The organism is Caballeronia sp. (assembly GCF_049581465.1).
Classification (GTDB): domain Bacteria; phylum Pseudomonadota; class Gammaproteobacteria; order Burkholderiales; family Burkholderiaceae; genus Caballeronia.
On sequence record NZ_JBAUSA010001370.1, the window covers coordinates 1 to 21,667 of the forward strand.

Consider the following 21,667-nt stretch of genomic DNA (forward strand, 5'->3'; position numbering starts at 1 on the left):
CTTAAGCGAAGGCGCCCGGATCGTGCTCGAAAAGCCGCTTGGCTATGACCTGAAGTCATCGCAAGCGATCAACGACGCTGTCGGCGAGATTTTTAGCGAAGAGCAGATTTACCGCATCGACCACTACCTCGGTAAGGAACCGGTGCAGAACCTGCTGGCGCTGCGTTTCGGCAATGCGCTATTCGAACCGCTGTGGCGCCGTGAATGGGTGGAGAGCATCCAGATCACGATCGCCGAAGAGCTCGGCGTGGAAGCGCGCGGTGATTTCTACGACAACACCGGCGCGTTGCGCGACATGGTGCAGAACCACTTGTTGCAGCTGCTTTCGATCGTGACAATGGAACCGCCGCATTCCATGGATGCCGACGCCGTCCGCGACGAAAAGCTGCGCGTGCTGCGAGCGCTCAAGCCCGTCGATCCGCGCGACATCAGCAAGATGGCTGTGCGCGGCCAGTACCACGCAGGCGTGATCAAGGGCACCCAGGTGCCGGGGTACGCAACGGAAAAGGGCGTTCGCGCGGAGAGCAACACAGAGACTTTCGTCGCGCTGAAGGTGGAAATCGAGAACTGGCGCTGGGCCGGCGTGCCGTTCTTCCTGCGTACGGGCAAGCGATTGGCGGACCGCACGGCTGAGATCGTCGTCAATTTCCGGCCGGTGCCGCATTCGGCGCTGGGCGCAAACGCGTTGCGTGGCGGCTCGAATCGCCTGGTGATCCGCTTGCAGCCCAACGAGACGATTCGCCTGTATTGCCTTGCCAAACAACCTGGTGAAGGCATGAATCTCGCGAGCGTCCACCTCGATCTGGCCTTCGATAAATTCTTCAAGGAAGGGCGCATGGAAGGGTATCAGCGCCTGTTGCTCGACGTGATCAACAAGCGGCTCGCGCTGTTCGTCCGGCGCGACGAGCAGGAAGCCGCGTGGCGCTATGTGGAACCGATCCTTGACGAATGGGCAGCCTCAGGCAAGCCGCCGAAGCCGTATGCATCGGGAACCTGGGGCCCGGCCGCCGCGAGCGCGATGCTTGCGCAACACGGCACGTGCTGGCTCGAAGAGGAAAACTGAACGTGGTGTGAAGACGCGTTAGACGAAGTTGAAGTGCCAAGCGGAAACTAACGCGGAAGTTGGCGGAGAAGGTAGCACCGAAGTTAGCACCTATTGCCGAGACAAATCCCGTCGCTGCCCGCGCGAAGTAACGCGGGCGTCGCGACGGGCTGAACGACATAAAAACCAGACAGGATGGAGGAGAGAAGTGATCCAGCTTCATACTTTCGATGAACCGGGCGAGCAGTCAGACGCGCTCGCTCAAGCAGTGGGCGACGCGTTGACAGCGGCGCTGGCTGCCCGCGCGGGCGAAGCAAGTGCGGCTCGCGCGACGCTGGCTGTGTCGGGCGGCACAAGCCCCAAGCCTTTCCTGCAAACGCTTTCCACGAGTGCGCTTGACTGGGCGCACATCGACGTCACGTTGGTCGACGATCGCTGGGTGCCGGAAACCGATAGCGCGAGCAACGCGCAACTCGCACGTCAGACGCTGCTGCAAAACGCTGCGGCGGGCGCCTATTTTCTGCCGCTCGTCGACACCACACGGCCAATCGACGGGCAGATTGCCGACCTGAACGCGGATCCGCGGCGTCGCGTACCCGACGTGGCTGTTCTCGGCATGGGTGAGGACGGCCATACGGCTTCCATTTTCGCCGATGCCCCCGAATGGGATTTCGCCATTTCCACGCCGGACCGGTTCGTGTCAGTGCATCCGGGCAGCGCGCCGCACGCGCGCGTTTCCCTGTCCATGTCTGCTCTGAAGAACGTCAAGCAACTGTACTTGTTCATTGGCGGCCAAAAGAAACTCGACGTGCTGACCGCCGCACTCGCCGCACCGCAAAAAAACGCCATCTCGACGTTGGCAAATGCTCAGGGAGTCAGGCTCGATGTCTACTGGTGTGCAAAATAAGGCCGCAACGGTACCGGCCGGAATCCAGCACGCCGATGGGCCCAGGCTTCTAGCCGACATTGGCGGCACGAACGCGCGTTTTGCGCTGGAGACTGCGCCGGGCGTGATCGGTGAGATTCGTGTGTATCCCGGAAACGACTATCCGGGTATCGCGGAAGCGATGCAGCAGTATCTGAAGGACACCAAAGTAGGCCGCGTCAATCACGCGGCTGTCGCGATCGCCAACCCCGTGGATGGCGATCACGTTTCCATGACGAATCACGACTGGAGCTTTTCGATCGAAGCGACGCGACGCGCCCTCGGTTTCGATACGCTGTTGGTCGTGAACGATTTCACCGCGCTGGCCATGGCGCTCCCGGGTCTCACCGATTCCCAGCGCGTGCAGATCGGTGGAGGTTCACGTCGGCAGAACAGCGTGATCGGCTTGCTTGGGCCGGGTACGGGTCTGGGCGTGTCAGGCCTGATTCCCGCCGACGACCGCTGGATCGCGCTGGGCAGCGAGGGCGGCCACGCGAGTTTTGCGCCGTCCAATGAGCGTGAGGACATTGTCCTGCGCTATGCGCGCACCAAGTGGCCGCATGTCTCGTTCGAGCGCGTAGCGGCTGGTCCAGGACTCGCGCTGATCTATTACGCGCTGGCTGAACGCGACGGTTTGAGCTTGCCCGACGGTCTCGAATCCGCCGACGTCACGCAACGCGCGCACGATGGCGAAGCGCTGGCGCTTGAAACGGTCGATTGTTTCTGCGGCATTCTCGGCACGTTCTCGGGGAATATCGCGGTCACGCTGGGTGCGCTGGGCGGAATTTTCATCGGCGGCGGGGTGGTGCTCAAGTTGGGCGAACTCTTCACCAAATCGTCGTTTCGCGAGCGCTTCGAGGCGAAGGGACGATTTCAGACGTACTTGTCGAGCATTCCTACCTTCATCATTACCGCGGAATATCCGGCGTTCCTAGGCGTGTCGGCGATTCTTGCCGAGCAGTTGTCGAATCGTGCGAACAGCGGGTCTTCGGCCGTATTCGAACGCATTCGCCAGATGCGTGACGCGCTCACCCCCGCTGAGCGTCGCGTGGCCGATCTTGCGCTGAATCATCCGCGCTCGATCATCAACGACCCGATCATCGACATCGCGCGTAAAGCCGACGTCAGCCAGCCTACGGTGATCCGCTTCTGCCGTTCGCTCGGTTGCCAGGGCCTGTCGGACTTCAAGCTGAAGCTCGCCACGGGTCTCACTGGCACGATTCCGGTCAGTCACAGCCAGGTACATCTTGGCGACACGGCCACCGATTTCGGCGCAAAGGTCCTCGACAATACCGTGTCCGCGATCCTGCAACTGCGCGAGCATCTGAATTTCGACCATGTGGAACGGGCAATCGATATCCTGAACGGCGCCCGGCGGATCGAGTTCTATGGGCTCGGCAACTCGAACATTGTCGCGCAGGACGCGCACTACAAGTTCTTTCGCTTCGGCATCCCAACTATTGCGTACGGCGATTTGTATATGCAGGCAGCCTCCGCCGCGTTGCTCGGCAAGGGCGACGTGATCGTGGCTGTATCGAAGTCAGGACGCGCTCCAGAGTTGTTGCGTGTGCTGGAGATTGCGATGCAGCAGGGCGCGACCGTGGTCGCCATCACGTCGAGCAACACGCCTTTGGCCAAGCGCGCGACCGTGGCGCTGGAAACCGATCACATCGAGATCCGGGAATCGCAGATGTCGATGATTTCGCGCATCCTGCATCTCGTCATGATCGATATTCTCGCGGTGGGCGTGGCGATTCGTCGTGCTTTGCCGAACGCGAGTGCGGATGTCAGCGAGGCTATGGTCAAGGTTCGCGAAGCCGGCGATGACGATACCGGGGCCGTGCTGGACTGGCTCAGCCATGGGACGGCGGGTATCGCACGGGACTGATTCTTTTTTGCTGGACTGCTGGACGATGAAAACCGCCAATGCGTAGCTTATGCATTGGCGGTTTTTTTCGCTTTTGCGATTGTTCTTTAAGAGTGAGGTTGGGAGACAGCGGAGGGGCGAGGTTATTCGTCCGCCCATAAAAAACGGTGCGATATCCTTTCGGACACCGCACCGATACGCGCCTCTCGCAGCAGCGTGAAAAACTTATAAATCTCTCTCTATCGTTCTTGCTCCAGCTACCCGTTTAATTAGAACGAGTGTTGGATGCCTGCGTACACGCCGGTCTGCGTCTCACCCGGCAACGGATTGCCGGTACCAACCGTATTGCCTGCAGCGTTTGCATTCAAGCCGAAATTAGCCGTCTTGCTGTTGCGTGCCGACGCGACCTGGATGTCCAGCAGCGTGCGCTTCGACAGGTTGTACGAACCACCAACCGTGTAGATGTTGCCGTTGCCGCCACCATTGTTCGCATTGACGTGATATACCGCTGCGATCAAAGCTGCCGCCGGCGTGGCTTGCCACGTTACGCCACCCCATTCCTGGCTGGTTGTCGATGAACCAGATATCGATGTTGTGCCGCCCGAAGTACGCGAAGCTTGATACACAGCCTGCAACTTGAACTGCCCGAGGAACACGTTCGCGCCGACAAAGTATTCGCGCGAGAACTGATACGGGTCGTCCAGCAAGCCGTTAGCCGGGTTGCGAATTTCGTCGTACAAGCCGCGAATCTGGAACAGCGAAGACGTGTAGGTAATCTGCGCGCCGTCCGAACGACCTTGAGCCGTCGTGCCGTTACCGTTCCAGCTCGTTGCGTTCGACAGGGAGTATTGACCATAGAAGTCAAAGCCTGCGACCTTCGGCGACTGGTACGACACGTTGTTGCTCGATTGCGGCCAGTTGCGGCCACGCACCAGCGAAGCCGACGACCAGTTCGACTGACCGAACGGGTCAAAGTCCCATACGCCGTTGGAGATGAACAGTTCGCGACCCAGCAAGAAGGTACCGAACTGATCGTTAGCAACACCCACTGTCGCCCAACGATTGAAGAGACCATTGTTGCCCGGGCCTTGACCCGTCATGGTGTTGAAGCTGCCTTCCAACTGGAACACGGCCTTGTAGCCGCCACCCAGATCTTCGACACCCTTCAAGCCCCAGAGGCTCGTGCCCCAGTCGCCGCTTTCAGCGCTGTACTGATGAGCGCTGCCATTCGCAACGGCAGCGTTACCACCCGGAAGCGTCGATGTGGGCACGCCCGACATGAACTGGAGACCGGCGTCGAGCCGGCCATAGAGCGTCACGCTGCTTTGGGCGTGTGCTGCAACGCCGACTGTCAACAGCGAAGCCGCGAGCAAAGCTTTCTTCATCATCTCCTCCAACCCTGTCAAAAAATAGAAGCCTAAGTGCGGCGGTGTTGGTCCGGTGCCAGCGCGCCGAACCGAAAACAATCAAGAGGTATGACACGCGAAGGGCAGGTGTGCCCTCGACGCAAAAGTCGCCCGGTGAGTGGCTTGTGCGTCACACCGATGAGAGGAATCGGTGTCTCCTCAGTTCTTTTTGAAGTAAAACTACTTTTAGTGAACTTCGTTTGCGTTGTTTGATTACTAATTTAGCAAAATACCTATGAGCCGCCAAAGAAAATTGTTGATCGGTCGATATGTGTCTCAAAAATGCAATGAAGGGAAGGTAGGCAATGGCGTTAATTTGTTGAAAATCGTCCGCTTAGCCTTGCGGCGTAAGGAATAGGGCGGTTCATGAGCATTAGGCTATGGATTGCCTCTATTGACGGAATAGAAACATCGAGTTAGTCGGGCCGAAGCTCGGGATACGAATGTGTTTAGAACCACCAACTAAAAAGCGCCCGGCAGGGCGCTTTTTTCGTTTCTTATAGGATCAAAAACAGCCGGTCGTGTTGTCAAACTACTTCAGGTTCCCCGAGAGGAATTGCTTGAGTCGCTCGCTACGGGTGTTGAGAAAGACGGCATCCGGATGGCCTTCTTCCTCTATGCGCCCCTGATGCAGGAACACGACATGATTCGACACGTTGCGCGCAAACGCCATTTCATGCGTGACGACGATCATCGTGCGGCCTTCTTCGGCGAGCGTCTGCATCACCCTCAGCACCTCGCCGACAAGTTCAGGATCGAGCGCCGAAGTCGGTTCGTCGAAGAGCATGACATCGGGATGCATCGCGAGCGCGCGTGCAATTGCCACGCGCTGTTGCTGACCTCCAGACAGGCTCGACGGATATTGTTTTTCCACGCGCGGCGCCAGCCCGACTTTCTCCAGATACATGCGCGCGCGATCTTCGGCGTCCTTCTTCGATAACCCCAGCACGTTGACCGGCGCTTCCATCACGTTCGCGAGCACGGTCATGTGCGACCACAAATTGAAGTGCTGGAAGACCATGGACAGGCGCGTGCGCATGCGCTGCAGTTGTTTCGGGTCGGCCACCCTGAGCGCGCCGAACTTGTCCTTCACCGTGCGGACTTCCTCGTCGTCCACGAAGATGCGCCCTTGATTGGGCTGTTCCAGAAAGTTGATGCAGCGGAGCATGGTGCTCTTGCCCGAACCCGATGAGCCGATGATGCTGATGACATCGCCGGCGTTGGCCTTCAGCGAAACACCCTTGAGGACTTCATTGTTGCCGTATTGCTTGTGCAGATCATCGACGAAAAGCTTGGTTGCCGGTGTATTCATGAGGTGCCTGATCCTTGGGGGCCTTATTTACCCTGCGGCCGCAAATACGCTAGCCAGCGGTGCTCGGCGCGGCGAAACAGCCACACGAGCCCGAACGAGATGCACAGGTAGAGCAGCGCGGCAATGCCGAACGCCTGGAAAGACTGATAGGTAGCCGAATTCACATCGCGCGCGATCTTCAGGATGTCCGGCACGGTAGCCGTGAACGCGACGGTGGTCGCGTGCAGCATCAGGATCACTTCGTTGCTGTAGTACGGCAGCGCCCGGCGCAGCGCCGAAGGCAAAATGACCCGCCGATACAGCGTGAACGACGACATGCCATAAGCCCGCGCGGCTTCAATTTCGCCGTAGGGCGTCGCCCGGATTGCCCCGGCGAAGATTTCGGTGGTGTATGCGCACGTGTTCAGTGTGAACGCGAGCAGCGTGCAATGCATGCCATCGCGGAAAAACTCGTTGAGAAGGGTGTGGTCACGGACCACCTCAAGGCTGTACAGGCCCGTGTAGCAGAGCAGCAGTTGCACGTAGAGCGGTGTGCCGCGAAACACATAGGTGTAGAGCCAGACGCTGCGCGACAGCAACTTGTTCTTCGACACGCGCGCCACCGACAACGGGATTGAAAGGCAGAAGCCAAGCGTTATCGATACGACCAGCAGCCACATGGTGATGGCGAGGCCGGTGATCTTGTAGCCATCGGTGAACAGATAGTTGCGCCAGTATTCCTGGATGATTTCGAGCATGGATTCCGCCGCCTGGAGGGTATCTGCGTGTTTTCGGTGTTGTGTGCGCGCGTGTGCGTGTACGTGTTCGTGTTCGGTTTCGTGGCTGCCGGGTGAGTCGCGCCCGGTCGCCGGCCGTCTACAGGTCTGCCTTGCGCACGCCCGTTGAATACCGGCGCTCCAGCCATATCAGCACGAAATTCGACAGCGTCGTGATCACGAGGTAAATCGCGCCCGCGAGCAGGGTGAAAAAGAAGAAACGCAGCGTACCCTTGCCGGCATCCTGGGCCGCCTTGACGACATCGGCTAAGCCGATGATCGATACCAGCGCCGTTGCTTTCACCATCACCTGCCAGTTGTTGCCGAGCCCGGGCAGCGCGAAACGCATCATCTGAGGGAACATGATCCGGGAGAAGGTTTGCCACGGCGTCATGCCGTAAGCCGCACCCGCTTCGAGCTGGCCGCGCGGCACCGAGAGAAACGCGCCACGGAAGGTTTCGGTGAAATACGCACCGTAGATGAAACCGAGCACGATCACGCCGGCAAGGAAGGGATTGATATCGATTTGATCCCAGCCGAGGAGATCGGTGAGCTGGTTGAGCCAGATCTGGAGGCTGTAAAAGAGCAGCAACATCAGCACGAGGTCGGGAACGCCACGCACGAGCGTGGTGTAGACCGTAGCGATACCCGAGGTTATACGGCTCCTCGAGAGCTTCGCCGCCGCGCCGATCAGGCCGATGACGAACGCGAATACCAGGGACAAAACCGCCAGTTTGACGGTTTGCCAGGTGCCCGCGAGGATGAGCGGCCCGTAGCCTTGCAGAAACATAGTGATTCCTCGATGACGTGCGCCTGTCCTGATGCCTGTTCAGCCGCGCTTTTTTGCCGGAATTCGTTTTTTTCTGCCCTCGTTGCCACCCTGGCGGCCATGTACATGCATCGTTCGGGTGTCTAAGCCGAGCCTGCACGCCGGTGCCTGATGCCCCTCGTTCGGATCTCGCCAGAACCGGGCGCAGAAGGCTTGAAGCGGCTAAGGGGTTCTGTCCCCGCCAACGGTGCTCATTCTAGGCGTCCAAAATTGGTGCGCACTGTTTTGAAAGCCGCTTGACAGACAAAAACGCACGGAAGTCCGGGATCGGCCGGCATGCCGACGAGGCTTGGGTCTGCTCGACCTCCAACTGAAAGCTCACAGTGCCGCCACGCTTGCGTCCAGAAAAGGCCGGTATTCTACCTGACGCCACCGCTCGTCCAAGCCGAGCCGGATTTCGGCCTCTCCGCCATGTTTCTTGGATTACCTGTATTTTCAGGACAATGTGGTGCTTGAGCGACCCGTTGTCCCGCAGGGTTCGCGCCCTTACATTCTCTGCATCGCAACATCACCTGGAGCCCGATATGTTTGAAATTCGACGCGGCAATGAGCGCGGTCACGCCAACCACGGCTGGCTCGATTCGTACCATAGCTTTTCCTTTGCGGAATACAACGATCCGAAGCACGTGCATTTCGGCGCGCTGCGCGTGATCAACGAGGACCGCGTGGCGGGCGGGCAGGGGTTTGGCACGCACGGCCATCGCGACATGGAGATCATCAGCTACGTGCTCGAAGGTGCGCTCTCACACAAGGACAGCATGGGCAACGGTTCGACCATCCGTCCCGGCGATGTCCAGCGCATGAGCGCGGGGACGGGCGTGCGGCATAGCGAATTCAACGGTTCGGCGACTGAAACGGCGCACTTCCTGCAAATATGGATCATCCCGGATGCAGCGGGGAATGCGCCAGGCTACGAGGAAAAACGTTTCGACGAAACCGAGAAACGCGGCCGCTTACGGGTCATCGTGTCGCCGCAAGGCCGGGACGGGGCGGTGAAACTGGGTGCAGACGCCGAGGTCTATGCGGGTCTCTTCGACGGTGACGAGCACGCTGAATTCGATGTGCCGGCGGGGCGTCGCGTGTATGTGCATGTGGCGCGCGGAGCCGTATCGGTGAACGGGGAAGCGCTTAAGGCGGGCGATGCCGCGAAGCTGGAAGGGGTGTCGAAGGTGACGCTGGACCGGGGTGCCGACGCCGAAGTCATTCTCTTCGATTTGGCTTGAACAAGCACGAACAGCATTGAGAAGCAGGAAAAAGGCAGCGGAATCAGATTCCGCTGCCTTTTTTGCATATGCACCCGGGCCGCATGACGGCGCCCGGTCAACTAACGCTTAAGGTTGAGTCGGCGCAGACGCGCCGCCCGGCGCGCCATGATGTTCGCCCCAGCGCTGGTGCATCTTCATCCGGTGTTCTTCCATCTTCGCGAAATGCTGCTTGAGCGCCGTGCTCACAATGGTCTTCTGCTGATCGTTCAGCGAGTTATACAAATTCAGCCACGCCGCGCTCGTCTGGTCGCGCAATTGCGCGTTCTGCTGCTCGATCTTCTGGCGCTCCGCGTGCATGGCGTTCAGGTCGAGAATGGGTTGCTGCTGCATCGCCTTCATTTGCTCGTGCATTTGCTGATGGCTCTGGCGCATGGCCTGGTGGCTCTGCTTCATGGTGTCGAGCGCGGTTTGCCACAACTTTTCCTGGTCCGGGTTCAGTTTGAGTTGCGCGTGCAGTTGGTCCAACTGCTTCTTCATGCGCATTTCCATATGATGGCCACCGGGGCCGCCCATGCCTGGACCGCCGGGCGGCGGAGCGTCGGGCGTCGCTGCGCCGGCGATATTGACTGCGCCGAACGACATAGCGAGCGCGGCGGCGGTGATGGCAAGAATTCGGGACTGCTTCAGCATGGCTAACTCCTATTGTTTATTCCGGAGCCGGTGATTCGAATCGTTTCAATCGTTGGAATCGACTGGTTCGGCGGTTCGTGGCATCGGTGAGACACAGCGTAAAGAGTCGGCGCAACTTCCGTGTTACGAGGCATACGCGCGTTATTACGCCGGTTTACGCACCCCTTTCGCGGTAACACCCGGTAACTGAATACGAGGCTCGTACGGAGTCGGTGATCCCGGCACGCGTTAAACTGCATCGCATGGCTACTCAAATACTTGTCGTCGACGACGACTCTGAACTTCGCGATCTCCTGCGTGACTATCTTGTGCGCCAGGGCATCGAGGTCTCCGTGCTGCATGACGCCGGTTCACTCGAACGGCGTCTCGAGCGCGAGCGCCCCGACCTGATCGTGCTCGACCTGATGATGCCGGGTGTCGACGGGCTGACCGCGTTGCGCAAGCTTCGCGCGTCGGGTGACGACATCCCGGTGATCATGCTGACGGCGCGCGCCGACGACGTGGACCGCATTGTCGGACTGGAACTGGGAGCCGACGACTATCTCGGCAAGCCGTTCAATCCACGCGAATTGCTGGCGCGGGTGCAAGCCGTTCTGCGCAGGCGCCGCACGATTCCATCGGCGGCGCCTGAGCAACGCGAGCCGTTTTCATTCGGCCGCTTCCAGCTCGACTTCCAGTCGCGCACGCTGCATCAGGACGAAACGCCGCTGACGCTGTCGGGCAGCGAATTCGCGTTGCTGAAGATTTTCGTTAATCACCCGATGCGCACGCTTACGCGTGAGCGGCTGCTGGAGCTGCTGCACGGCCCGGAATACGATGGCACGGACCGGGGGATTGACGTGCAGGTGTGGCGTCTTCGCCGGATTCTCGAAACCGACCCGTCCGCGCCTCGCTTTATCCAGACGGTGCGCGGGCGCGGTTACGTGTTCGTGCCGGACGGCGAGCAAAATGCGTCGGCCCATTGATTCGCTGTTCGGCCGGCTGGTCGTCCTCGTCATCGGCGTGCTGGTTTTGTCGCATGTCGCGTGGTTCCTCGTCATCCGGTCCGAGCGCGATCAGACGCAAACGCGCTACGCGGTAGAAGAAGCCACGTTTCTCGTCGACGCTGTGCGCCAGCACATCGAGCATTCCCCTGATCAGCCGTTGCCCTCGAGCGTTCGGGTCGTCGACCCGTCCAGCGCCGACATCCCGAAGCCGATGCCCGATACGGATGAGGATGCCGGTTCTTATGGTGGGCTGAGCCCTTTCTCCAGGGGACGCAACCACATGCCGCCGGATTTCGCGCGGTTTATCGACGACTTGAAGGATCGCTTGCCCGACGGCACCGACGTGCGTATCGGCGAGCCGGGTGGCCCACCCGCGCTCTGGGTGCGGGGCGTGAAAGACGCCAACTGGATCGTGGTGCCCTTACAACCGCTGCGTCCGCCGCGTTCGCGCGATCGCATGCTGGTGTGGCTCGCCATTATTTTTTCGCTGGCCGTTATCGCGGCGCTCCTTGCTGCGTGGCAGTTGCAGCATCCATTGCGTTCGCTTGCGCAAGCCGTTGGCCGTTTTGGCCGTGGCGAGCCCACGCCGCCGGTGCCTGAGCGAGGTCCGCGCGAACTGCGGCAACTGACGCATGGATTCAACCAGATGGTGCGCGAAGTGGCGCAGACGGAAAGCGATCGGGCGGTGATGCTCGCGGGCGTGGCGCACGATCTCAAGACGCCGCTTGCGAGACTACGCTTGCGCGCCGAGATGATGGACGAAGTCAAGCTGCGAGACGGCGTGGTTCGCGATGTGAACTCCATGGCGCATATCGTCGATCAATTCCTGGTGTTCGCCCATGACGGCGCTGATCGCAGCGAGCCCATGGAAGTCGACCAGCAATGCGAGCGGATCGCGCGCAGCTACCGGGCGGTGGCGCCCGACGCGCCACCGGTCATGATGAAACTGACGGCTGGGCGTGCGTTTGTGTTGCCGGTCGCAACACTTGACCGTTTGTTGTCCAATCTCCTTGATAACGCGCACGCCTATGGCGCGCCGCCCGTCCTTATCGAAACGATGCGGGGTGCGAAAGGCTGGGAGTTGCGTCTGTCGGATAGTGGCAAGGGGATTGCAGCGGAGGATCTCGTCCAGGCGAGCCGTCCGTTCGTGCGGCTCGATCCCGCGCGTGGTGGCAGCGGCCACAGCGGCCTGGGACTTGCGATTGTCGACCGGCTGGTGCGGCGGGCCGGCGGTGAATGTGCGATCGGAAATCGCGTGGAAGGCGGTTTGCAGGTCGTGATGACTTTTCCGTTCGCGACGGTGGCGCGGCTGGCTGAACTTCTGGGCGAAGAGTCCCTGCGTGAGGTGCGGGCCTTCTAGGGCGTGGGGCCCTGGCCCGACGTCGCCCGTCCCCCGCGAGGAACACGCCTCAATTAAACAAGGTATTAAGCGCGGCAGCAGCGTCACTATCGACCGTGTTGTACGTGACCGTCGCGGCCTCGAAAATATAGTGCGTTGTGTATTTCCCCAGGCGCCCGAGAATCTCTTCCTGAATGACTTCGGGCGCGACCTCCAGGTGCAGATACCACGTGGTGGAGGAGAGGCGCGTCTGGAACGCTCCATACTCGGCGAGCAAGTGATCAAATGCTTCAGCGTCCTGATCCCGGCAGACAATGACCAGATTTCCCTTCATGCACCCCTCCTGATGACGGCAGATATCGAATTCGCATATCGATAATACCTGCTGTCACGCCATGCCCCGCGCGCTTTTCTGCAAACCGTCGCTTACTTTGACATCAGGCTCGTTTCGGCGCGCCTCGACCGGGGAGCCGCTTCGTCCGCGGGATGGACCTCGCTGCGATCGCGGCCGCCCGATTTTGCAGCGTACAACGCAAGATCCGCGCGCTTGAGCAGGAACTCGGCGGTATCGTCAGCGCTCAGCTCCGTCATGCCGATACTCACGCTCAGCGTGGCGTGCTCCGGCAGGTGTGCACAATGCTCCTGGCTAAAGCGCTTTCTCAGTCGTTCGAGCACCGCGTAGGCATCGGCAATCGATGTTTGCGGCAACAGCAAGCCAAATTCCTCGCCGCCCAGCCGTCCAATGCAGTCGCTCGCGCGTAACTGCTCTTCGCAAATCCGCACGAAATGTTCGAGCGCCCGGTCGCCCGTGGCGTGGCCGTAGGTATCGTTGATTTGCTTGAAGTGGTCAAGATCGGCGATCGCCACCGCGAGCGGCGCTCCGCTCGTTTGCGCAAGATCGACTTCGTGGCGCACGAGGTCGAGGAAATAACGCCTCGACAGCGCACCTGTCAGCGCATCGTGGCGGGCTTCCGCGGAAAGCAGCGTGTTGGCCGACTGCAGTTGGTCGGCGAGATGGCGGCTTGCACGGTGCAGCCGGCGTTCGCGCCGGTACGACGCGGCAATCACCATGGCCAGCAACACGACGCCGAACAGGGTCAGGAACACGAGCAGGTGATCGCGCCGCTGCCCGCTCACGATTTCGGCCCAGTTCGGGATCGGATGCATGATGTGCGCCGACAGCCCGGAGTTAAGCCCGGTACGCTCGTCATATAGCGAGGGAGCGATGTCGTCATCGGCGGCGAAAAATGCGCTCGACAGCGAAGGCGGCAGCCACGGCGCACCGGCCCGCACGCGTTCGCCAATATTCGTGATCCGCAAGGTGCGGAATTCCACCCGCTTGTATGCATCGAGGCGCTCTGCCCGCGACATCTGCGCAACCGGTGAATCAGGCAACACGCGATTCTCAAGGTCACTGTCGTGCGCCATCACAATCACGCCGTTCTGATCGGTGACGAAGGTTCCCGCGCGCGATACCCAATGACGCAGCCGGTCGATGCTTACCTTCGCGATCACCGCGCCCACCAGGAAGCCGTCGCGATAAACCGGCGCGGCGATGTATACGCCGGGATCGCCTGCCCTGCGGCCGACGCCGTACATTTCGTTGAGCGCGCCGATGAGCGCCTTCTGGACGTAGCCACGCGAGCGCATGTCGGCGCCGACGAAGGTGTCCGGGTCAGCGCCATTGCTCGCGGCGACGCAAAAACCGTCGCTATCGACGATCCAGATGTTGTCGAGGCCCGAGAACCCGCGAGCGTTAAGGAGGAAAGTGTCGACTTTCGCCAGCGCGGGCGTGGCGAGCCATTTCGCCCGGCGGTCGGCTTCCTTCATGGTCGCGGCACCCGCGAACCCGGTTGCCTGCGCGAGCGCCAACTGGATCACGTCGATCTCGGCGAGCGTAGCTGGAATCGCACGCGACATGGCGAGATCGCTTGCAATGACCTGTGCCATGTTGTCGACGATCGATCCCGCCATCTGGTGCTCCGCGTGCATCGACGCAGCCAGCTCTTGCTGTACCATTCGGTCCGACACCAGGCCGGCGCCGACCCAGCACGCGCATGCAAGCACCCCGACGGCGAGCGTCGAGATGGCACGGTGCAGGGTTTTCTTGTTCATCGCTTCTCTAGTTTGTCTTGGCTACCGCTGAGCCTCGGCCGTGAAGCGGGTTCCGGGTTCTCGTCGGCTCTCGCGTTTGGCGCACTCCGATTGGACGACGTTTTGTGCCCGTCATCAAGTTTCTTATCGGCGTAAGTGGCGAAATCCTTAGTGCCGTGCGCCTGTTCCAAGGGTTTTTCGGTACTTTCGGGGGCCCGCCGGAGAGCTCGCGGGGCAGGCAGCAGAAGGCGGAGCGCAGCCTGCAGACCGGAGTCCGAAGGGCTTGTGAAATAAAATGCGGATGGCTCCAATTGGCCACCCGGCCTCGACCACAATGATCGGCCAACTGAGGTTGTGTCAGTCATAAAGGTTGGTGTAGTGTCTCCGCTTTCCACGTTTTGACATCGCGACGCCGCGAACTGTTTGTACGAGTGTAGGCACTCATGCGCTATCCATGAAGCCAATCGCTAGCCTGCGTGAGAGGGTTTGAGCTTAAAACGTGGCTTTGCATTTACATATAGCACACGGACAAAAACACAGACACCGGACAGGGCCGCGCGCCGGTCGCCGGTTATGTTTGCGCTTCAACGGGGAGGGCATCGAATGAATTTTGGCTTTAACCTCACTCGCACCGCGAACGCCTCGGCGTGGCGCCTGCTGCCGAACCGCTGGGACTTCGTCGCGTTCCCGATGATCATCTGCGCAATCGCGCTGACGGCCATCGGCTTTCACGAGACGCTCGCGCCGATGTCGACGCTGCAGACGCAGGCCATCACGCTCGATCCTTCAAATCTTCCCGAATACGCACTCAGGACGACGCTGCGCATGCTCGCAGCCATGGTGGCGTCGCTGGTATTCACGCTGATCTACGGCACGCTCGCGGCCAAGAGCCGACGCGCGTCCATCGTGTTGGTACCGGTCCTCGACATTCTCCAGTCGGTGCCGGTGCTGGGCTTCATCTCGTTCACGGTCACCTTTTTTCTAGCGCTGTTCCCCGGCCGCGTGGTCGGCGCGGAGCTCGCGGCGATCTTCGCCATCTTCACGAGCCAGGCGTGGAACATGACGTTCAGCTTCTACCAGTCGCTGCGCACGGTGCCGCGCGATCTCGATGAGGTCTCGCGCGGCTTTCACTTGACCAACTGGCAGCGGTTCTGGAAGCTCGACGTCCCGTTTTCGATGCCTGGCCTCATCTGGAACATGATGATGTCGATGTCGGGCGGCTGGTTCTTCGTGGTGGCATCGGAAGCGATCACGGTGGGCAACCGGACCATCGTGCTGCCGGGCATCGGGTCGTATCTGGCTTCGGCTATCGACCAGCGCAATCTGCACGCGATCGGCTGGGTGATCCTGACCATGACCCTCGTGATCCTCGCCTACGATCAACTCCTGTTCCGTCCGCTGGTTGCCTGGGCCGACAAATTCCGCATGGAGAACACGAGTTCGGGCAATGCGCCGGAGTCCTGGCTGCTCGACCTGGTTCGTCGCACGCGCCTCATTCACCAGGTACTGGTGCCGGCCGGCTGGTTTATCGCCAAGCTGGCGCGCGTGCCGCTCACGCTGCCTTCACTGCAAGGCATCCGCCTGCCCATGATGCCGCTGGGTGCAAGATTGAAACGCTCGCGAGCGGCGTCGAACGCATCGGCACGCGCCGGCGATATCGCGTGGGGCGCCGTCGTGCTCGCGATGACCGGGTTGCTCGTATGGAAAGTCACGGCCTACGTCATGACCGGCGTGACGTGGAGTGAGGTCGGACACGTGTTCGTGCTCGGCCTGATCACCTTGCTTCGCGTGGCGGCGCTGATCGCGATCGCCTCGGTGATATGGGTGCCGGTCGGCGTGCTGATCGGTTTGCGGCCCGGTCTTGCGAGCAAGATCCAGCCGGTCGCGCAGTTTCTCGCCGCCTTTCCGGCGAACCTGCTGTTCCCCGTATTTGTCGTGGTGATTGTCAAGTTCGACTTGAATCCGGACCTCTGGCTGTCGCCTCTGATCGTGCTGGGCACGCAGTGGTATATCCTCTTCAACGTGATCGCCGGGGCGACGTCCTATCCGAACGATTATCGCGAAGCTGCCGCGAACTTCCAGATCAAGGGGTGGCAGTGGTGGAAGCAGGTCATCTTGCCGGGCATCTTCCCTTACTACATCACAGGCGCAATTACGGCGTCGGGCGGTGCGTGGAATGCGAGCATCGTGGCCGAAGCGGTGTCGTGGGGCCACACGAAAATCGTGGCGCACGGGCTGGGCGCGTATATCGCGGAAACGACGGCCAACGGCGATTTTCCCAAGATCATTCTCGGCATCGCGGTCATGTCGCTGTTCGTCACGCTCTTCAACCGACTTTTGTGGCGGCCGTTGTTCGCCTATGCCGAAGCGCGGCTCAGGCTGGATTGACCGGACGCCAGGGTCGCGTTGCGCGCCCCGGATCCGGGGCGTGAGTCGTTGTCGAAGTCATGCCGCCGGAGTCACGTCGCTGGATCAGCCGTCAAACCTATGTAACTTGCAACACTTGAGCGCCCATGCCAACTCAAACCAACACCCCCACCCAAACGATGCCGCCGCGCCTCGGCCAGGAAATCCTGCGCGTCGACAGCGTCAGCCGTGGCTTCAACAAGACGCAGGGCGAATTGCTCGTTCTCGAAGATGTCAACGTGACTTTGCGTGAAGGCGAGATCGTCGGCATGCTGGGCCGCTCGGGCTCGGGCAAGTCGACGCTCTTGCGGATCATCGCGGGATTGATCGAGCCGACCGGCGGTCAGGTGACGTACCTGAACGAACCGTTGGACGGTCCTGCCAAAGGCATCGCGATGGTGTTCCAGACCTTCGCCCTGTTCCCCTGGCTGACAGTGTTACAGAACGTGGAAGCGGGGCTGGAAGCCCAGGGCGTGCCGTCGAAGGAACGACGCCAGCGCGCGCTGGCGGCCATCGATCTGATCGGTCTCGACGGTTTTGAAAACGCGTATCCGCGCGAGTTATCGGGCGGCATGCGGCAGCGCGTGGGCTTTGCGCGCGCGCTGGTCGTCGACCCGACGCTCCTCTTGATGGACGAGCCCTTTTCCGCGCTCGACGTGCTGACCGCCGAAAACTTGCGTACCGATCTGCTCGATCTCTGGACGCAAGGCAAGATGCCAATCAAGTCGGTGCTGATCGTGACGCACAACATTGAGGAAGCGGTATTCATGTGCGACCGGATCCTGGTCTTGTCGTCGAATCCGGGGCGCGTGATGGCTGAAATCACGGTGCCGTTCAGGCATCCGCGCAATCGTCTCGACCCGGCGTTTCGCCGTCTGGTCGACGACATCTACGCGAAGATGACGGCGCGCCAGTTCGGCGAGGAAAAGAAGAAGGGCCTCGAACTGAATAGCTGGTTGCCACAGGTGTCGACCAACCTGATGGCCGGTTTGATCGAGACGCTTGCCGCCGATCCGTATCACGGCCGAGCCGATATGCCTGAAATTGCGCGTTCGCTGCATCTTGAGGTCGACGATCTGTTTCCGGTCGCCGAAGTGCTGCAACATCTCGGTTTCGCGGACGTACGCGAAGGCGATATCTTCCTGACGCCGCCGGCGCGCGTGTTCGCGGAATTCGGCACGCAGGAACGCAAGATGATGTTCGCCGAGCATTTGCTGCGGCACGTTCCGCTTGCTGCACGGATCAAGAAAGTGCTGAACGAGCGTCCGGGGCATCGGGCGCCGCGCGTTCGCTTCGAGCAGGAACTAGAAGATTTTCTCTCCGACAAGGCCGCCGAGGAAACACTCGACGCCGTGATCAACTGGGGCCGTTACGGCGAGATTTTCTCGTATAACGACCAGACCGAAATCTTCAGCCTGGAAGATGTCGAGTCCTGATTGATTGGTATTCTTGGGCCATAGGCTTAAGAGAACGCGGCGAATCCGGCAACGGACGCCGCGTTTTTTGTGCGCAGTTCGATCTGTTCGTTGGCGGCGGTGCACCCGCTATTGCAAATTGCCCCATCGCGCCACGGCCGGTTCCGCCGATGCCCATTTCCAGCCGTTATCCCCCTTGCACGCCTGGGCGAGGAACCAGTCCTGATGGGCATCCGGCGCGTTGCCATCTGCGACAGAAAAGGCGAACTCGCGGCACGTCGCGAGCGCGCTGCTGAATTCGCGCAGGACACGAACGTCGCCGTGGCCGTTTTCCACCGGCAACGTATGCTGGACGCTCCATGGCCGCGTGTCCCCTATGGCCAGATCGCCCGCCGTCGTCGCGATGGCGATCTGCTGGTCGCTGTGCAGTCGCTTCATCAGCCGTTTGACGGCTTCGTCCGTGGCGGCCTGGACCGCGATGCCCACGCCGATGCCGATCGCCGGATTGGTGGTCACGATACCCGTCGATATCGCGGCGGCCGCGCCAGCCGCCGCGCCTACCGAAGAGCATCCACTGATGAACACGCAACTGGCCGCGACGCCGGCCGCCAGGATCAAGTTCAAGCGCGCGATCATTGCAAGGCGCCCCATCGCGGCGTGGCGGGTTCAGCCGACGCCCACTTCCACACATTGCCGTCACGGCACACGGCGGCCACATAAAATGCGCTGTCAGCCGGTTTGTCTTTGGCCGCGGGAGTATCGACGGAGAACACGATTTCCTTGCAGTCAAGCGTGCCGGTACTGATGGTGCGGCTGACTGTTACACGACCTTTCTCGTCGTCTTCGATAGGCACCGTATGCACAGCAACCCATGGCGCAACTGCGCCCACGGCGAGCGGTCCGGCGGCGCCGGCGATCATGTCCTGCGTATAGGTGTGCATCACGCGCTCGGAGTACTGCACGCCAGCATGGGCGGCGGCGAGCACGCCGAGACCGATACCGGTCGCGACCGCGGCATTCGACGTGACCTTGCCTGCGATCGCGGCACCTGCAATGCCTGCGGACGCCGTGGCGCCTTCGGTATAGAGGGAACTGCATCCTGAGAGGGTGGTGCAGGCAATGACTCCGGCCAAAAGCGTGACCAGAGCGACGGCGCGCGGAGGGCGCCGGTGAATCGTGTTCAACATAGTGCTCTTCCTTCCTCTTGCCTTGCATTCTTTCGATGATGGCAGCCGGTTTGCTCGAAGGAGCACTTGAGGGAACACTTAAAGCAAAACGGCGCGCCCGCGCATTTTGAATGAAGCAACGAAGTGGCGGGCGAGGAAATTTGCAAGAAATTGCAAGCGGAAGGAACTGCGGGGGGGCGAATCGGTAAAGAGGTTGGAAACGAGGTTAGAAGCTTTAGTTTCGGCAACAATTAAAAAGAAAAAACGATCAACGGAAAAAACACGGCCAAGCGGTCAACGCCGCCGCGCCCCAAAGGAACTGCGCAATACGCTGAAAGAACCGCGCGCAAGCCAGCCAAATCGGATCAGTTGCCTGCGTTCTCCGATGCGGGCGAATCGCCATCTCCTTCGTTCTCATAGGTCCCGAGCCGGTTATACAGGGTCTTCAGGCTGACGCCGAGCGCCTTGGCCGCGCGCCGCTTGTCGCCGCCGCAATGCTTAAGTGTGCCGAGGATGATCTGCTTCTGCGCGTCGGCGAGCGGCGTGCCGACCCATACGTTCATCGCGTCGCCCTGGGTCACGGGTTTCTTGACGCGCGATGCGAGATGCGGATGCGCGATCTCCACCGTCTTCTCGGCAAGAATGAACGCGCGATACACCGTGTTCTTCAATTCCCGCACATTGCCAGGCCACGAATACGTGCGCAGCATGTCGAGTGCACGCTTGCTGAACGCCTTGTTCGTGCCCTCCTGTGCGTTCATCTCGGCGAGAAAGTGCTGTGCCAGGAACTCGCGATCGGTATCGCGTTCACGCAAGGGCGGTGCGCGCAACGGGAACACCGCGAGCCGATACATCAAGTCCTCGCGCAAGCCGTTTTCCTTCACGGCCACGATCGGGTCCCGATTGGTCGCAGCGATCACGCGCACGTCCGAGTGAATCAGGTCGGTACCGCCGACGCGAAAGAACGTACCTGTCTCGAGCGCGCGCAGCAGCTTCACTTGGCGCACCGGCGACATCTCCGTCACTTCATCGAGGAAAAGCGTGCCGCCGTTTGCGTGTTCGAAATAACCGAGACGGCCCTGCACCGCGCCCGTAAAGCTGCCTTTTTCGTGACCGAAGAGTTCGGGCTCGATCAGGTTATCGGGGATCGCGCCGCAGTTCACCGCGACAAACGGTGCATTGCGTCGCGCGCTGTTGTCGTGGATCGTGCGGGCGATCAGCTCCTTGCCCGTTCCCGATTCGCCGATGATCAGCGCGGTCGCGTCAGTGGCGGCCACGCGCTCGACCTGTTCATAAAGTTCGAGCATTACGGGTGAAGAACCATACAGCAGTCCGTACGACTTCAGCCCGGCGATTTCGCCTGGATTGCGTTTTTTCTGCGAACGCGCGTTGGCCGGTGCAACGGCCGGCGAGTCCAGATCGGTTGACGACATGAGTCTTTTGTCCTGCAAATGTTGGTCGGGCGGAAAGCGGGCCGCTGCCGCCGGATGTGTTGCGTTGCCGCGGCGTCCAGGTACGCGCCGGTTCTGGTTCGATCAGCTCCCGTCGAGATGAGGGCTGTGGCTAGCGTGTCGTTGCGGCGTGCCAGCAGCGCGCCGTTAGAACCGCGACCCCAAGCGACGAATTGGCCAGTGGGCGCGAAACAAACCCCGAAATGAGCCCTGAAACCACGCGGATCGACGTCTATCGCTGAATCACCGAAACTGCGGGTGACCCTGCGACCGGTTTATCTCATTAACCGTATTTAACCATCCGGGACGAGTCAGCGGCAATGAGCTTCGTGCCGTTTGCTGTCGGAAGCGCTCGTCCAGAGACGAGATTTGCGTGGCGTATAGCCCCGCAACGGCGAAAGGGTTCATCGGAGCAATGGGGAAAATTCATTCGCGCGACGTAATTATTACGTGCTGACCGATGCACCGGGTCGCCAACTGGCAATCCAACTGGCGATCAAGCCTCCATCCCCAATGCCGACCGTCGAATGCACGGCCGATATGGCACGGATTCTGCGTAGCACACGGTACCTGCAACTGAAGGGCCGCAAGCGGCACCGTACATGGACGATTTCCTGCACTTCGACATACCCATGCAACAGCGGGTTCGCCCGGTCCGGCGCGCACATTTGACGGGCAGGGCGAGCGCTCGGGCGGAACTGCCGGTCGCAGAACCGATCAACGTATATCACTGGGCTGCCGTCGCCCTGGTGACGGCGCTCATGTGCGCGGTGCTGGCC

The 21,667-nt window shown here is 60.7% G+C and carries 18 protein-coding genes; 8 read left to right on the forward strand and 10 right to left on the reverse strand.

Features of this window, described 5'->3' with window-relative positions; all coding sequences use genetic code 11:
- From zwf to WCA53_RS33125, 3 genes are all read left to right on the forward strand, one after another.
- Positions 1-1,063: glucose-6-phosphate dehydrogenase (gene zwf / locus WCA53_RS33115; RefSeq protein ID WP_423921964.1), on the forward strand; the 1,063-nt coding region annotated here is incomplete at its 5' end.
- Positions 1,064-1,250: 187 nt separating this feature from the next.
- Positions 1,251-1,949 carry a 6-phosphogluconolactonase gene (gene pgl, locus WCA53_RS33120; RefSeq protein WP_423921969.1) on the forward strand — a complete coding sequence of 233 codons (699 nt, stop codon included), beginning with the start codon at positions 1,251-1,253 and terminating at the stop codon, positions 1,947-1,949.
- Positions 1,927-3,855, forward strand: a complete 1,929-nt coding sequence (locus WCA53_RS33125) for a bifunctional transcriptional regulator/glucokinase (RefSeq protein WP_423921972.1) — start codon at positions 1,927-1,929, stop codon at positions 3,853-3,855. Before pgl ends, WCA53_RS33125 begins: the two co-directional genes overlap by 23 nt.
- A 248-nt stretch (positions 3,856-4,103) precedes the next feature.
- Here the strand turns inward: WCA53_RS33125 and WCA53_RS33130 are convergent, their stop codons facing one another.
- From WCA53_RS33130 to WCA53_RS33145, 4 genes are all read right to left on the reverse strand, one after another.
- Positions 4,104-5,219: a porin gene (locus WCA53_RS33130; protein ID WP_423922030.1), complete on the reverse strand. Its 1,116-nt coding sequence runs from the start codon at positions 5,217-5,219 to the stop codon at positions 4,104-4,106.
- Between the two features lie 553 nt (positions 5,220-5,772).
- Complete coding sequence (locus WCA53_RS33135; RefSeq protein WP_423921975.1) at positions 5,773-6,552, reverse strand: ABC transporter ATP-binding protein; 780 nt, start codon at positions 6,550-6,552, stop codon at positions 5,773-5,775.
- 23 nt (positions 6,553-6,575) lie between these two features.
- Positions 6,576-7,289, reverse strand: coding sequence for an ABC transporter permease (locus tag WCA53_RS33140; RefSeq protein ID WP_423921981.1), 714 nt, complete (start codon positions 7,287-7,289; stop codon positions 6,576-6,578).
- A 118-nt stretch (positions 7,290-7,407) separates the two neighbouring features.
- On the reverse strand, positions 7,408-8,097 hold the full coding sequence (locus tag WCA53_RS33145) for an ABC transporter permease (RefSeq protein WP_423921986.1): 690 nt from the start codon (positions 8,095-8,097) through the stop codon (positions 7,408-7,410).
- Positions 8,098-8,660: 563 nt separating this feature from the next.
- Between WCA53_RS33145 and WCA53_RS33150 the strand changes: the two genes are divergently transcribed.
- Positions 8,661-9,359: a pirin family protein gene (locus tag WCA53_RS33150; RefSeq protein ID WP_423921990.1), complete on the forward strand. Its 699-nt coding sequence runs from the start codon at positions 8,661-8,663 to the stop codon at positions 9,357-9,359.
- A gap of 108 nt (positions 9,360-9,467) precedes the next feature.
- On the opposite strand, the gene WCA53_RS33155 is transcribed toward WCA53_RS33150, so the two are convergent.
- A complete protein-coding gene (locus tag WCA53_RS33155) occupies positions 9,468-10,031 on the reverse strand; it encodes a periplasmic heavy metal sensor (RefSeq protein WP_423921993.1) in 564 nt (187 codons plus the stop codon).
- Positions 10,032-10,273: 242 nt separating this feature from the next.
- On the opposite strand from WCA53_RS33155, the gene WCA53_RS33160 reads away from it, so the two are divergent.
- Together WCA53_RS33160 and WCA53_RS33165 are read left to right on the forward strand one after the other, a co-directional pair.
- Positions 10,274-10,996 carry a response regulator gene (locus WCA53_RS33160; RefSeq protein ID WP_423921996.1) on the forward strand — a complete coding sequence of 241 codons (723 nt, stop codon included), beginning with the start codon at positions 10,274-10,276 and terminating at the stop codon, positions 10,994-10,996.
- Positions 10,980-12,377 (forward strand): ATP-binding protein, encoded by a 1,398-nt coding sequence (locus WCA53_RS33165; protein WP_423922001.1) that lies wholly within the window; start codon positions 10,980-10,982, stop codon positions 12,375-12,377. The genes WCA53_RS33160 and WCA53_RS33165 overlap by 17 nt, the downstream gene beginning before the upstream one ends.
- 49 nt (positions 12,378-12,426) lie before the next feature.
- Here the strand turns inward: WCA53_RS33165 and WCA53_RS33170 are convergent, their stop codons facing one another.
- A complete protein-coding gene (locus WCA53_RS33170; RefSeq protein WP_423922005.1) occupies positions 12,427-12,690 on the reverse strand; it encodes a hypothetical protein in 264 nt (87 codons plus the stop codon).
- A 92-nt stretch (positions 12,691-12,782) separates the two neighbouring features.
- Positions 12,783-14,471: a sensor domain-containing diguanylate cyclase gene (locus WCA53_RS33175; RefSeq protein WP_423922008.1), complete on the reverse strand. Its 1,689-nt coding sequence runs from the start codon at positions 14,469-14,471 to the stop codon at positions 12,783-12,785.
- Positions 14,472-15,053: 582 nt separating this feature from the next.
- Here WCA53_RS33175 and WCA53_RS33180 point away from each other — a divergent pair.
- Together WCA53_RS33180 and WCA53_RS33185 are read left to right on the forward strand one after the other, a co-directional pair.
- Positions 15,054-16,838: an ABC transporter permease gene (locus WCA53_RS33180; protein ID WP_423922011.1), complete on the forward strand. Its 1,785-nt coding sequence runs from the start codon at positions 15,054-15,056 to the stop codon at positions 16,836-16,838.
- A gap of 125 nt (positions 16,839-16,963) precedes the next feature.
- Positions 16,964-18,292 carry an AAA-associated domain-containing protein gene (locus WCA53_RS33185; protein WP_423922014.1) on the forward strand — a complete coding sequence of 443 codons (1,329 nt, stop codon included), beginning with the start codon at positions 16,964-16,966 and terminating at the stop codon, positions 18,290-18,292.
- 108 nt (positions 18,293-18,400) lie between these two features.
- Here WCA53_RS33185 and WCA53_RS33190 read toward each other — a convergent pair whose 3' ends face one another.
- The 3 genes from WCA53_RS33190 to WCA53_RS33200 form a co-directional block, all read right to left on the reverse strand.
- Complete coding sequence (locus WCA53_RS33190; protein ID WP_423922017.1) at positions 18,401-18,907, reverse strand: hypothetical protein; 507 nt, start codon at positions 18,905-18,907, stop codon at positions 18,401-18,403.
- Entirely contained in the window at positions 18,904-19,458 is a 555-nt protein-coding gene (locus WCA53_RS33195) for a hypothetical protein (RefSeq protein WP_423922022.1), read from the reverse strand. Before WCA53_RS33195 ends, WCA53_RS33190 begins: the two co-directional genes overlap by 4 nt.
- A gap of 344 nt (positions 19,459-19,802) precedes the next feature.
- Positions 19,803-20,870, reverse strand: coding sequence for a sigma-54 interaction domain-containing protein (locus WCA53_RS33200; RefSeq protein WP_423922027.1), 1,068 nt, complete (start codon positions 20,868-20,870; stop codon positions 19,803-19,805).
- Between the last annotated feature and the right edge of the window lie 797 nt (positions 20,871-21,667).

What these genes read in the sequence shown, in the direction of transcription:
- WCA53_RS33125 (WP_423921972.1), top strand. Translation starts at nt 1,927, where the DNA reads ATGTCTACTGGTGTGCAAAATAAGGCCGCAACGGTACCGGCCGGAATC.
- WCA53_RS33130 (WP_423922030.1), bottom strand. Translation starts at nt 5,219, where the DNA reads ATGAAGAAAGCTTTGCTCGCGGCTTCGCTGTTGACAGTCGGCGTTGCA.
- WCA53_RS33135 (WP_423921975.1), bottom strand. Translation starts at nt 6,552, where the DNA reads ATGAATACACCGGCAACCAAGCTTTTCGTCGATGATCTGCACAAGCAA.
- WCA53_RS33140 (WP_423921981.1), bottom strand. Translation starts at nt 7,289, where the DNA reads ATGCTCGAAATCATCCAGGAATACTGGCGCAACTATCTGTTCACCGAT.
- WCA53_RS33145 (WP_423921986.1), bottom strand. Translation starts at nt 8,097, where the DNA reads ATGTTTCTGCAAGGCTACGGGCCGCTCATCCTCGCGGGCACCTGGCAA.
- WCA53_RS33150 (WP_423921990.1), top strand. Translation starts at nt 8,661, where the DNA reads ATGTTTGAAATTCGACGCGGCAATGAGCGCGGTCACGCCAACCACGGC.
- WCA53_RS33155 (WP_423921993.1), bottom strand. Translation starts at nt 10,031, where the DNA reads ATGCTGAAGCAGTCCCGAATTCTTGCCATCACCGCCGCCGCGCTCGCT.
- WCA53_RS33160 (WP_423921996.1), top strand. Translation starts at nt 10,274, where the DNA reads ATGGCTACTCAAATACTTGTCGTCGACGACGACTCTGAACTTCGCGAT.
- WCA53_RS33165 (WP_423922001.1), top strand. Translation starts at nt 10,980, where the DNA reads ATGCGTCGGCCCATTGATTCGCTGTTCGGCCGGCTGGTCGTCCTCGTC.
- WCA53_RS33170 (WP_423922005.1), bottom strand. Translation starts at nt 12,690, where the DNA reads ATGAAGGGAAATCTGGTCATTGTCTGCCGGGATCAGGACGCTGAAGCA.
- WCA53_RS33175 (WP_423922008.1), bottom strand. Translation starts at nt 14,471, where the DNA reads ATGAACAAGAAAACCCTGCACCGTGCCATCTCGACGCTCGCCGTCGGG.
- WCA53_RS33180 (WP_423922011.1), top strand. Translation starts at nt 15,054, where the DNA reads ATGAATTTTGGCTTTAACCTCACTCGCACCGCGAACGCCTCGGCGTGG.
- WCA53_RS33185 (WP_423922014.1), top strand. Translation starts at nt 16,964, where the DNA reads ATGCCAACTCAAACCAACACCCCCACCCAAACGATGCCGCCGCGCCTC.
- WCA53_RS33190 (WP_423922017.1), bottom strand. Translation starts at nt 18,907, where the DNA reads ATGATCGCGCGCTTGAACTTGATCCTGGCGGCCGGCGTCGCGGCCAGT.
- WCA53_RS33195 (WP_423922022.1), bottom strand. Translation starts at nt 19,458, where the DNA reads ATGTTGAACACGATTCACCGGCGCCCTCCGCGCGCCGTCGCTCTGGTC.
- WCA53_RS33200 (WP_423922027.1), bottom strand. Translation starts at nt 20,870, where the DNA reads ATGTCGTCAACCGATCTGGACTCGCCGGCCGTTGCACCGGCCAACGCG.